At 75.1% G+C, this 12,140-nt stretch carries 8 protein-coding genes; all 8 read left to right on the top strand.

All coding sequences use genetic code 11. From position 1 onward, the window contains the following. The first annotated feature begins 12 nt into the window (after positions 1-12). The 8 genes from ACQYWQ_RS13455 to ACQYWQ_RS13420 all read left to right on the top strand — a co-directional run bounded on the left by ACQYWQ_RS13455 (position 13) and on the right by ACQYWQ_RS13420 (position 12,109). A complete protein-coding gene (locus tag ACQYWQ_RS13455) occupies positions 13-399 on the top strand; it encodes a DUF6507 family protein (protein WP_431034779.1) in 387 nt (128 codons plus the stop codon). Beyond that, positions 396-2,819: a hypothetical protein gene (locus tag ACQYWQ_RS13450; RefSeq protein WP_431034777.1), complete on the top strand. Its 2,424-nt coding sequence runs from the start codon at positions 396-398 to the stop codon at positions 2,817-2,819. Before ACQYWQ_RS13455 ends, ACQYWQ_RS13450 begins: the two co-directional genes overlap by 4 nt. A 21-nt stretch (positions 2,820-2,840) precedes the next feature. Next, positions 2,841-3,467, top strand: a complete 627-nt coding sequence (locus tag ACQYWQ_RS13445) for a hypothetical protein (protein ID WP_431039177.1) — start codon at positions 2,841-2,843, stop codon at positions 3,465-3,467. A 396-nt stretch (positions 3,468-3,863) separates the two neighbouring features. Further along, entirely contained in the window at positions 3,864-4,100 is a 237-nt protein-coding gene (locus ACQYWQ_RS13440) for a hypothetical protein (RefSeq protein ID WP_029397347.1), read from the top strand. After that, positions 4,097-5,419 (top strand): type VII secretion integral membrane protein EccD, encoded by a 1,323-nt coding sequence (gene eccD / locus ACQYWQ_RS13435; protein WP_431034774.1) that lies wholly within the window; start codon positions 4,097-4,099, stop codon positions 5,417-5,419. The genes ACQYWQ_RS13440 and eccD overlap by 4 nt, the downstream gene beginning before the upstream one ends. A gap of 26 nt (positions 5,420-5,445) precedes the next feature. Beyond that, complete coding sequence (locus ACQYWQ_RS13430; protein ID WP_431034772.1) at positions 5,446-6,615, top strand: AAA family ATPase; 1,170 nt, start codon at positions 5,446-5,448, stop codon at positions 6,613-6,615. Continuing rightward, on the top strand, positions 6,612-10,598 hold the full coding sequence (eccCa, locus tag ACQYWQ_RS13425) for a type VII secretion protein EccCa (RefSeq protein ID WP_431034770.1): 3,987 nt from the start codon (positions 6,612-6,614) through the stop codon (positions 10,596-10,598). Before ACQYWQ_RS13430 ends, eccCa begins: the two co-directional genes overlap by 4 nt. Then, on the top strand, positions 10,595-12,109 hold the full coding sequence (locus ACQYWQ_RS13420) for a DUF6177 family protein (RefSeq protein WP_431034768.1): 1,515 nt from the start codon (positions 10,595-10,597) through the stop codon (positions 12,107-12,109). Before eccCa ends, ACQYWQ_RS13420 begins: the two co-directional genes overlap by 4 nt. Positions 12,110-12,140 lie beyond the last annotated feature (31 nt).

Genomic DNA, 12,140 nt, shown 5'->3' with positions numbered 1-12,140 from the left:
CGGGGGTTCGTGGTGAACGGGTGGGACATCGACGTCGACGGCGTCGAGTTCGTGACGGGGCTGGTCGGCCTCGCCATGCAGGACATGTCGAAGGACGTCGAGGCGTACGGCACCGACGTGCAGAGCGCGGCGGCCTCGGCCGGGACCGTCTCGGGCTTCTACTGCGGGCCGGCGCCCACGGGAGCCGTCGGCGCCGCGCTCGCGCTCTTCGCCGAGGGCACCGCGCAGGACGTGGCAATGCTCGCCGCGCGCGCCGCGAAATCGGTCAACGGGGCGCACGAGGCGACGGGTTACTACATCCTCGGCGACGAGGAGATGGCCGCCCGGGCGCAGCACCGCGCCCTCGCGGCCCCGAAGGTCGAGCTGCCGGGACGCGGTGACGGCGGGGGCCGCAAGTGATCTCACCCGGCGCCATCCCGCAGTTCACGGGGGACTTCGAGCAACTCGACAAGGACGCCTCCGCACTTCAGAGCGACGCGATCGGCATCCGCGACGGCGGCGCGGACGTCCACTCCCGCTTCCAGGCGCTCGCCGCCTTCTACGAGGCCCCCGAGGCCGAGGAGTTGTTCGCCACCACCCGGCCGGTGATGGACGGCGCCGACACCTTCGCGACGAAGCTGGAGACCGTCGCGGGCGCGCTCCAGACGTACGCCGCCGAGGCACGCCCGCAGGCCGATCGCCTGGAGCAGCTCAAGACGCAGGCGTTCGCCTTCGTCGAGAGCGTCGAGGACGACGACGACTGGACCGAGGACGAGGGCAAGGTCGCGCGGCACAAGGCGCTCATGGACGGCGTCGCCGCGGCCCAGGCCGCCTTCCAGGAGGCGGAGCGGCGCGCCGCGAACACCATCAGCGCGCTCGTGGGCGGCCCCCGGTTCGTCGAGGACAACGGCGACCACACCGTCGACGACAAGACGGTGATGTACGGCTACGGACTCGACCAGCTCCAGCACGCCGAGGAGTTGCCGTGGGGAACGCCCGAGGAGCGCACCTACGAGCGCTGGAGCCTGGGGTGGTGGGGCCACGGGGTGAAGAGCTTCGTGTGGGACGGCCTCATCATCGACAACATCGGGGGCGCGCTCGACGGCCTGTGGACGCTCGTCGGCGGTCACGGCTGGGACAAGGCCGGGGACGCGTGGAGCGGGCTCGGCGACATCTTCGGCGGCATCTCCGCGTACCTCATGACGCCCTACGACTGGGCCCTGGACCAGGTCTTCGGACCCGCGCCGCCGGATGCCACGACCGAGCGGCAGAAGAAGGCGCTGCGCGAGTTCGGCAAGGGACTCGTCGCCTGGGACCAGTGGGGGGACGACCCGGCGCGCGCCTCGGCCACGGTCGTCTTCAACTTCGGGACGCTCCTCCTGGGCCCGGCCGCCGCGGCCTCGAAGGCGGGGAAGGGGGGCGCGGCGGCGAAGACGGCGGCGAACGTCGCGAAGGTGATCGACCACCTCGACCCCGTCGCCGCGGGCATCAAGGCCGCCGGAAAGGTCGCGAGCCACCTCCCGAAGCTCTCCGAACTCCCCTCCCGCCTCCTGCCCGCCTCGCGGCTCGCGGAGGACGGGACCCCGGCCGTCCACACGGTGGTGGAGGCGTCGGACGGTTCGTACGTACGCATCGAGGACGGCGAGTTCGTCCAGTACGACAAGAACGGCCATCGCGTCGAGTCCGAAGTCCCGCAGGAGCGGTCCCCGGGGCAGCACCCGGCCACGACACCGGCGCCCCACCGCGAGCCCGCGATGGCGGGCGCGCGGCCCCGTACGCCCGAGGTCCACGCGCACGCAGCCGACGACGCCGGGACCGCGCCGGGCCGCACGGAACCGGTGGGGCACGCGCGCGGACACGGGACCGAGGGCACCGGTACGGGCCCGGCGCGGACCGGGGACGGCCCCGCCGTGCCCCCGGCGCGGTCGGGCGGTGGCGGAGGCGGGCACGGTGAGGGGCCGTCGGGCGGCAGCCACGGTGAGGGGCCGTCGGGCGGCAGCCACGGGGAGAACTCCTCCGGCGGCCGGGGAGACGGCTCCGCTGCCGACGGCCCACAGGGTTCCCACGCCGGTGACGACTCCACCGCGAGGACGCACGAAGGGCCCGGCGGCACTGTCCAGAACGGCCCCGGGACCGAGGGCGTCTCCGAGGCCGGCGGTCACGGCAGCGGCACCGCTGCCGACTGGACCGATCGCTTCAGCGAAGGGGAACGCACCTCTCAACGTCCCTCCGGGCCCATGCTCCCCGCGCAAGAAGCAGCGGTGAGCGACGCGCTCAAGCGCGCGAAGATGCCACCGCAGGATCTTGAACGTGCCCTCGTGCAACTGCGGAAGAACGAATACGGCAGAAGCGTCGCCGAGTACATTGCGCAGGGAAAATTCGACGGCCTTCCTGGCTATGGCGGCAAAAACGGTCTCTTGTTCCAGAGCAAGCAGGCGGGAATGCTTCCCGCTGTACACCAGGCGATGGAGCTTGCCGCGGAACTCCAGAAACGTGGCGTCGAGGACCTGGCTTTCGAGTACAAAGCGCCGGGGGAAGGTCTGGACCTCGATGTCCTGGTCAAATCGGGGGACGACATCAAGTACGGGGTCCAGCTCAAGGACGTGAGTCATGAGGGGGGCATCGGCTCGGCGGCGAAGAAGATCGCGAAGAAGGGGCTGCGAGGCGCCATTGCGGGCCCCAAGGTGGCCATTTTGGATGTCCACGACACCAAGGCCGCCCTCACGGAAGCCACTGTCCGGGAAGTGGAGCACTATGCGGAGAGGACTGGGGCAACATACGAGCTACGCTTCGAGGATGGTTCGGTCACCATTCCGCCAGCCGGTCAGATCTATCCGTGAAGGATTTTTGTGTCTTTCCTGATGCGTGCGCCTGAAGAGTGTGGTTCGTGGGAGTGGGAGTTGGGCGGTGTCGCGCCGGGGCTGGCCTCGGGCCTGGAGGTGGCCGCGCGGATGGCGGCGGTGTTGCGTGGGCACGGTCTTCTGGAGCCGGAGCAGGTGGAGTGGTTCTGGTTCGTCTACGGGGTGGGCGGTGTCGGGATCAAGACGGTGCTCCCGGTGCGGGGCCGCCTCGATCCGGCCGACCTTCGCGACCGTGTCGAGGCCAGCAGGCCCTCCGGGTATCCGGATGCCCGGGTCGGGGACCTGTCGGTCTCGGGGCGGGGTGTGTGGATCGATGCCGACGGGGAGGAGCGAAGCGAGGAGAGGCTCGTGGTGTTGAGTGTCGATCCGGATGAGCGTGAACTCTCCGCGGATGTGGCGGTCTTCCACGATGTCTGGGGGTATTTCGATTTTCGGGGAGTCCCGCATCCGGAGATTCACCGGCGCAATGCTCCGAGGCTCGCGGCGGCCCTCGGAGACCTCGACGCGCTTCTCGGTGTGAAGGCGGAGGAGGGGGAGACGACGTACTTCGGGCGCGCCGAGGGGTACGGCATTGCCATGCCCGACGTGATCGACGGCCGGGGTCCCGATCTCACCGACCGTCTGTGAGGCGGAAAGGAACGTGTGTCCCTGCCTGATGGCGGAGAGGGGCGGCTTCCGGTGAGGATCGCGCGGCATGGCGTGCGCGCCGTACACCGCTGAACTGGCGGGGGATTCGGAGAAGGAAGTGGCGGAGGACGCGGAGTCTCCGAAGGACACGGCAGGGTTCTTTTCCCTTCGTCTTCTGGTGAGGGGCCGTCCCGCCCGCCACGCGGGTTTCCCGATCGAGGCGGGAATCGCCGTGCATTCCTCATTTCCTTCTGCGCGGGGAGTGGGCGGGGAAGTTTCCCGCGTGAACCGACGGGTGCGCCGACAGGCCCCGCCGAGCACGCCCGTGCGGTACTCACTTGCCCCCGTGGGGTGTGGTGGGGGATTTTCTTGGGGACGAAGGGGGAGGGGGCCGTTGTGGGTGCGCAGGATTATGACGGGCAGTTGCTGGAGTCGGTCGCCGTGCGGCGGCGGAGATTGCGCGATGCCGTGGTGTTCGGGGCGCGCCGGAGCAGGCGGGCCTGGGACGAGCGGGTGGGGAAGGCCGTCGTGGGGGTGGTGATCGCCGCGGTGCTGTGCGCGGGGTGCGTCGGGTGGTCGTTCCTCTCGCACCGGGTGATCGGCAAGAGCACGTACGGGGTGTCGACGCGGTGAGCGGTACGGGTGCGCTGAGCAGGGTGACGCTGGTCGGGGAGCGGCGGCGGGCCGACCTGGTGCTTCCGGCCGGGGAGCCGGTCGGGGTGCTGCTGCCGGAGATCCTGCGGGTGCTCGACGACCGGGTCGGGGAACGGCCCGAGGTGCGGCAGTTGATCACCGTGGAGGGTGAGGCGCTGGCGCAGGACGTGACGCTGGAGGGCGCCGGGATCGCTGACGGCGCGGTGCTGCGCCTCGTACGCGCCGAGGACGCGCCCTCGGCGCCGGTCGTGCACGACGTGAGCGATGAGGCCGCCGCCGACCTGGAGGTACGGGCCTGGCGCTGGGGGCCGGGGGCGCGGCGCTTCGCGGCCGGGCTCGCGGGGACCGGCTGGGCGCTCGCCGCCGGGATCGTCGCGCGCGGGGAGGCCGCGCTCGGCACCGTGGCAGGCGTCCTCCTCGTGGCCACCGTCCTGTGCCTCGCGGCGGCCCCGCTCCTGCGGAGCAGGGCCGCGCCCGCCGCCGCGCTGACCGGCGCGGGCGGGGCGCTCGCCGTGCTCGCCGCGTGGACGTACGCGGACGCCGGGGGCTGGGGAGGCGCCGCGCGCCTCGCCGGGGTCGCCGGGGCGGTGGGGCTCGCGCTGCTGCTCGCCGCCTGGTGCACGCCGCTCGGGCGCGGCGCCCTGTTCGGGGCCGGTGCGCTCGGCGCCTCGTTGCTCGTGTGGGAGGCGGTGCTCGCCGCCGGGGGCACGGTACGGGCCGGGGCGCTCGCCGCCGTGGTGGGTGTCGTCCTGCTCGGGGTGCTGCCCCGCCTCGCGCTCATGGCCTCCGGGCTCACCGCGCTCGACGACCGGCGCGCCGCCGGGTCCTCGGTGAGCCGGCACCGGGTGGGCGCGGCGCTCGCGGCGACCCACCGGGGGCTGAGCCTCGCGACGGGTGTCCTCGCGGTCTCGACCGCGGGGGCGGGGATCGTGCTGCTGCGCGAGGTCTCGGTGTGGACGGTGTCGCTCGCGGCGGCGACCGCGCTCGCCCTCGCGCTGCGCGCCCGCGCCTTCCCGCTCGCCGCCCAGGTCACCGTGCTCCTCGCCGGGTCCGCCGCCGTCGTCCTCGCGCTGCTCCTCACCTGGCGCCAACACGGGCAGGCACAGGGGGCGTTGGCGGTGCTCGTGGTGCTCGCGGCGGCGTGCCTCGCGGTGCTCTTCGTGGAGCCCGCCGAGCATGTGCGGGTGCGTGTGCGGCAGGCGGGTGACAGCCTGGAGTCCTTGGCGGTCGTCGCGCTGTTGCCCCTGCTCCTGGGAGAGTTCGGGGTGTACGCGCGGCTCCTGGACACTTTCTCGTAAGCGGCGGACACGGAGCGGGGGACGGGATGACGGCGCCGAGCGACTGGCAGCGGGACCTGATGCGGGAGGTGGGGGCCGCGGAGGCCGGAGAGGAACGCCCCCGCCCCGCGACCCCGCCCGCCCCGGCCCGTACGCCCGACCCCGTGCGGCCCGCCGCCGCGCCCGCCCCGGCCCGTACCCCCGACCCCGCCGCGCCCACCCGCCCCCGTACCCCCGCGCCCGCCCCCGGCCGCGATCTCGCCCCCCGTACCCCCGGCGAGGTCCAGCGCCACGCCTCCGCCCCCGAGGCCGCGCCCGTCGCCGATCCCCGCCTGCTGCTCGCCCTCGGCTCGCCCCGTCACGGCGACCCGCTCGCGCGCCGGGCCGGGGCCGGGCTGCGCAGGCTCGCGGCGCCCGCGGCGAAGGAGGCCGGGGACGCGGCGCGTCTCGCGGAGGCCGTGCAGCAGCCGGTCACGACGGGGCGGGTCCTCGCCGTGACGTCGTTGCGCGGCGGCGCGGGCAAGTCGACCGTGGCGGCGCTGCTCACCCGTACCTACGCGCACTACCGGCACGACCCCGTGCTCGGCCTGGAGGCCGACGCGGCGCTCGGCACGCTCCCGCTGCGCCTCGGCGCCCGCACCGTCCGGTGGACGGTCGGGGACCTCGCCGACGTGCTCACGCCGGAGACGCGCCTCACCGACGTGACCGGCTACCTCGTGCGACTGGAGGAGGGAGGCTGGCTGCTGCCCGCGAGCCGGGGCCAGGTCGGCAATCCGCTCGCCGGGCGCACGTACTACTCGGTCGCCCTCGCGCTGCGCCGCCACTTCGGCGTGACGGTCGTCGACTGCGACTCGCTGCCGGGCCAGGTCGCGCGCACGGCGCTCGGCACCGCGCACGCGCGTGTGCTCGTCGCCCCGGCGACCGCCGAGGGCGTGCACGGCACCCGCCAGGTCCTCGACTGGCTCCTCGGCCTGCTCCCCGCCGCGCGGGAGAACACCGTCGTCGTCCTCAACGCGACCTCGCCCGACGCGACACTCGACCCCGCCACGGCGCGCGCACACCTCGGCGAGCCCGGCGTCCCCGTCGTACTCCTGCCGTACGACCGGCACTTGGGGCAGGGCGGACCCGTGCACACGGACCATCTCGGCGAGGCCGCGCGCGGGACCGCGCTGCGGCTCGCGGCCGAGGCGCTCGGGCGGGCGGTGCGCACGCGATGACGCAGCGGCTCGTCCACCGTCCCGCGCGCTCCACGCGGCCCCTGCCGCCGCCCGCGCCGCGCGCGATCGAACCCCCGCCGAACCTGCCCGAGGGCAAGGTCGGCAGCGCGGCGACGGCGCTGCTGCCGCTCGCCGGGGTCATGAGTTCCGTCGTCATGATGACGATCGTCCGCAACAGCCAGTACGCCGTGCTCGGCGCGCTCGTCCTCGTCCTCGCGCTGTGCGGCGCGCTCGTGCTGTTCCTCTCGCAGCGCGGCAGGGCGGGGCGCACCCGGCGCGTGCAGCGCGAGCGGTACCTGGAGTACCTGGAACGCCTGCGCGAGGAGCTGGCGGAGGAGGAACGGGCCAGCAGGGAGGCGGCGTCGCTCCTCGACCCGGCGCCCGCCGCGCTGCTCGACCTCGTCCGCGACCCGGCCCGCCGCTGGGAACGGCGGCGCACCGACGCCGACTTCCTGCGCGTACGGGCCGGGACGGGCGACGTCGTGGTGCGGGACCTCGGCATCGCCGAGCACGCGGCGGGCTCGGGGGCGCTGACGCCGCCCGATCCCTTCATGCTCAATGAGGCGAGGGCGCTGCGGCAGCGCTTCACGAGCGCCGCCGGGTTCCCGCTCACCGTGCCGCTCGACGGCGTCGGCAACGTCAGCGTCGTCGGCCCGCGCGAGTCCGTCCTGCGCGTCGCGCGCGCCCTGCTCGCGCAGGTCGCGGCGACGCACGCGCCCGACGACGTGGCCCTCGCCGTCGCGAGCCCCGACGAGGTGGAGTGGGAGTGGGCGAAGTGGCTGCCGCACGTCCTCGACCCGCAGCGCTTCGACGGGCCGCTGCCCGCGCGGCGCCTCGCGGCCTCGCCCGCGGAACTCGCCGCGCTGATCGCGGGCGACCTCGGGCGCCGGGCCGGGTACGCGGCCGAGGTGCGGCGCGGGCTCGCGTCCAGGGAGGCGCTGCGGCTCGGCGGCCGGCTGCTCGTCGTCAGCGACACGTACGGGGACGTCGCGGCGGAACTGCGGCGCCCCGACGAGGCGATCGGCCTCGCCGACATGGGGGTCACGGTGCTGCACCTGCTCGGCGAGCGGGTGCACGAACCTGACCACGTGGCGGTACGCGTCACGGTCGACGGGGAGCGGCTGCTCGTGGAGGACCTGCGGGCGCCCGAGGCGGGCGCCGCGTCCCCCGCCCCCGTGCCGGGACTCGCCGACGAGGTGAGCGCGCCCGCCGCCGAGGGCCTCGCCCGCGCCCTCGCCCCGCTGCGGCTCTCCGCCGAGTCGGCCGCCGAGGGGACGCCCGTCGCCGGGCCCGTCGACTTCCCCGCGCTCCTCGGCATCGAGGACGCGGCCCGGCTCGACCTCGCCGAGCTGTGGCGCCCGCGCTCCGCGCGCGAGCTGCTGCGGGTACCGATCGGCCTCACCGACCGGCACGAGCCCGTGCTCCTCGACCTCAAGGAGTCCGCGCAGCTCGGCATGGGACCGCACGGGCTGTGCGTCGGCGCCACCGGCTCCGGCAAGAGCGAACTCCTGCGCACCCTCGTCCTCGCCCTCGCGACGACCCACACCCCGGAGCAACTCGCCCTCGTCCTCGTCGACTACAAGGGCGGCGCCACCTTCGCGCCCTTCACGCGCCTCCCGCACGTCGCGGGGATGATCACCAACCTGGAGAACCAGGCGGGGCTCGTGGAACGCGTGCACGCCTCGCTCGCGGGCGAGGTCAAGCGCAGACAACAAGTGCTCAAGGACGCCGGGAACTTCGCCGACATCGGCGCCTACGCCCACGAGCGCGCCACGCGCCGCCCGGACCTCGAAGCGCTCCCGCACCTCTTCGTCGTCATCGACGAGTTCGGGGAACTCCTCACCGCCAAACCCGACTTCATCGACCTGTTCCTCTCCATCGGGCGCATCGGCCGCTCCATCGGCGTGCACCTGCTCCTCGCCAGCCAGCGCATCGAGGGCGGGCGCCTGAAGGGACTCGACACCTACCTCTCCTACCGCCTCGGCCTGCGCACCTTCTCCGCCGAGGAGTCCCGCACCGTCCTCGACACCACCGACGCCTTCCACCTCCCGCCGCTCCCGGGCTTCGGCTACCTGAAGGTCGACACCTCCACGTACGAACGCTTCAAAGCGGCCTATGTGTCGGGTAGTTACGAGAGCCCGGTGCGCGAGCGCGAGGAGGACGCCGGACCGCGCGTACTGCCGTACGGGACGCGCGCGCTCCCGAGCGCGGAGGAGCCCGAGGCCGGGCCCGCCGCCACCCCGCCGGCGACCGGGACCGGGCTGCTCGGCGTCATGGTCGACCAGCTCGCCGCCGCACCGCCCGTCCGCCGCATCTGGCTGCCGCCCCTGCCGGACGCGATCACGCTCGACCAGGCGGCCGGACCCCTGGAGGCCACGCCCGAAGGGCTGCGCCTGCCGCGCCCCAAGGGTCCGCTCCGGGTGCCCGTCGGCGTCCTCGACGACCCCGCGCGGCAGCGGCAGGAGCCCTGGTACGTGGACCTGACCCGCGCGGGCGGGCACCTCGCGGTCATCGGCGGGCCGCAGTCCGGCAAGACGACCCTGCTGCGCACCCTCGCCCTCTCCCTCGCCCTCGTCCACACCCCGTACGACGTCGCGCTCTACGGCCTCGACCTCGCAGGCGGCGGCCTCGCCGCGCTCTCCCGCCTGCCGCACGTCGGCGGCGTCGCGGGCCGCGCCGACCAGGAGCGCGCGGCCCGCACCGTCGCCGAGGTGCGCGCCGCGCTCGCCGCGCGCGAGGAGGCCTTCCGCCGCCACGGCATCGACTCGCTCGACGAGCTGCGCCACCTGCGCGCCCAGGGCAGGGCGGACGAACTCGGCTCCACCGACGTGGTGTTGCTCATCGACGGATACGGCGCCCTGCGCGAGGAGTTCGCCGCGCTCGACGAGGACGTCACCGACCTGCTCAAGCGGGGCGGCGCCTACGGCGTGCACGTCGTCGCCGGGATGCTGCGCTGGAACGACGTCCGCATCGCGGCCCAGTCGCTCTTCGGCACCCGCGTCGAACTCCACCTCAACGACCCGGGCGACTCCACCGTCGACCGCAAGCTCTCCGCGACACTCGACGCGGCGACCCCGGGCCGCGCCCTGACCGACGACCGGCTCTTCGCCCAGGTCGCCCTGCCCCGCATCGACCGCGAGGCGGCGACCGGCGACCTCGGCGGCGCCGTCGAGCAGGCCGCCCGCACCCTGCGCGCCGCCTGGCCCGGCGAACTCGCCCCGCAGGTGAGGATGCTCCCCGCCGAACTGCCCGCGCACCGGCTGCCGGGTCCCGCCGCAGTGCCGGACCGCGTCCCGCTCGGCGTCGAGCAGGACACCCTCGGCCCCGTGCTCCTCGATCTCTTCGGTCAGGAACAGCACTTGCTCGTCCTCGGCGACAACGAGTGCGGCAAGACGAACCTGTTGAAGCTCGTCGTCTCCCAACTCGTCGCCCGGCACAGCTCCGAGGAACTCGTCTTCGGCGTCTTCGACCCGCGGCGGGGCCTGCGCGGCGTCGTCCCCGAGCCGTACCGGGGCGGCTACGCGCACAACGCGCAGCTCGCCGACGCCCTCGCCACCGGCATCGCCAAGGAACTCGCCCGCCGCCTGCCCGAGAGCGCCGACCCGGACGCCGCCGAGAGCGGCCCCGCCTTCACCGGGCCGCGCATCGTGATCCTCGTCGACGACTACGACATCCTCGCCACCGCCGGGCAGCAACCCCTGGCCGCCTTCCTCCCGTTCCTCTCCTCGGCCCAGGATCTCGGCCTGCACTTCGTCCTCGCCCGCCGGGCCGCGGGCGCCGGGCGCGCGCTCTACGAGCCGCTGCTCACCGCGCTGCGCGAGACCGGCGCGACCGCGCTCGTCATGGACGGCGAACGCGCCGAGGGCCAGCTCTTCCCCGGCGTCCGCGCGAGCCACCAGCCCCCGGGGCGCGGCATGCTCGTACGGCGCGGGCAGCGGCCCCGCCTCGTCCAGCTCGCCCTCACCGGGGAGCCCGCTCCGTGACCCGCGACGTCATCGTGCTGACCCCCGCGCCGCCGGACCGCGCGACGCTCCTCGCGGGCCTCTTCGCGGGCGGTCCCGACCTGCGCCTGGACACCGTGGCGGAGAGCGCCGTCACCCAGCTCTGCGCCCCGGACGGCCGCCCGCTCGTCGCGGTCGAGGCGTCCGCGCTCGTACGGGTGCCCGCCGAGGTGCGCAGACTGCTCGGCGTCGATGCGGAGGGCCCCGTGTGGTGGACCGAGGCGCGCGCCTCGACGGCGGTGCCCGAGGCGTACGCGCTCGCCCGCTCCTTCGCCGGGCGGCTCGCGACCGTCCTCGGCGGCACCGTGTGGCCCGGCGGTGCCGTCACGACCGACGTCGTCCCGCTCCGTACCGACATCGCGGCGGTGCCCGTGCCCGACAGCGGTGTTCCCGCCGTGGACGTGCTCACGCCGCGCGCCCTGGTCGTCATGCAGGACAGGCCCGTCGTCCCGCTCAGTACGTGGCTCGCCGACGCCCTGCGGCACGCGGCCGACGGGGACCGCGCCCTCCAGCTCGTCACCCCGCCCGCGAGCCGCCTGACGCTCCCGCTGCGCACCGCGCTGCGCGGACTGCCGCACCGCTGGGTGGTGCGCGACGAGCGGCAGGGCCTGTACGACGGCCTCTCGGGCGTCCGGCTGCGCTGGAGCGGCGGGATCTTCGGCCCTGACCTCGACGAGCGCGGCGCGGCGACCCTCGTGGAGCCTTTCCGCGAGCCGGTCGCGGGGGCGGTGCGGCAGCTCGTCCTCCAGGCGCGCACCCGCCACCGTCCGGACGCGGAGTTGTTGCTCGGCGGCGCGCTCGAAGCGGTGTTCCGGCGGCTCACGGGCGCGGCACCGCAGGGCTGGGGCACCGCCGAACCCGCCGGGAACCCCTGGTCGCGGCGGCAGCTCACCGAACTTGCCCGCGCCCGCGCGCCCCGGCCGACCCTGCTCACCGTCGTCGGCGCGGGGGCGCTCGCGACGGTGCGGGTGCTGCGGACGCGGGAGGGGGTGGAGGAGGACGTGACGGTGGTGGTGGGGGATACGACTGCGGCGGGGGACGGGGCCGGGGACGGGGACGGGGACGGGGCCGGGGGCGGGCACGGGGGCCGGGGCGGGGCGGGCGCGGGTTCGGACGCCGTGGGCCCGGGCGCTGTGGGCCCGGACGCCGTGGGCCCGGGCGCTGTGGAGGGTGTCGCCCGTGAGCTGCACGCGCGGCACGGGCTGGTGAGCCTGCTCGCCTCGTACCGCTCCGGGCGCGCGGATCTCACCGTGCCGGCGCGCTTCGAGGCGCCACCCGTACCGGTGCGCCTGCTCGTGCCGGAGGACTCCGCGCGGGGCGGTGCCGGGGTTCCGGCGTCCGTCCGCCTGGGGGCGGGGGCGGGGGCGGCGCGGCTGTACCGGCTGGGGGACGGGAACGACGCCGTTGCGGCCTGGCGGGCGCTGGAGCGGCTGACGGGCGAGGGCGCGGCGGGCGGCGGCGCGGTGACGGGGCCGGGGCGCTCGCAGGGGTGAGGCGGTCGCCCGCCGATGGCGGCCGCGTCCG

The organism is Streptomyces sp. P6-2-1 (assembly GCF_050613165.1).
GTDB lineage: Bacteria > Actinomycetota > Actinomycetes > Streptomycetales > Streptomycetaceae > Streptomyces.
The sequence above is the reverse complement of the archived record's forward strand: the minus strand, read 5'-3'. Positions and strand labels throughout refer to the sequence as shown.

Excerpts from the sequence above, each read along its gene's own strand:
- ACQYWQ_RS13430 (WP_431034772.1), top strand. The coding sequence starts at position 5,446 with ATGACGGCGCCGAGCGACTGGCAGCGGGACCTGATGCGGGAGGTGGGG.
- eccCa (WP_431034770.1), top strand. The coding sequence starts at position 6,612 with ATGACGCAGCGGCTCGTCCACCGTCCCGCGCGCTCCACGCGGCCCCTG.
- ACQYWQ_RS13445 (WP_431039177.1), top strand. The coding sequence starts at position 2,841 with ATGCGTGCGCCTGAAGAGTGTGGTTCGTGGGAGTGGGAGTTGGGCGGT.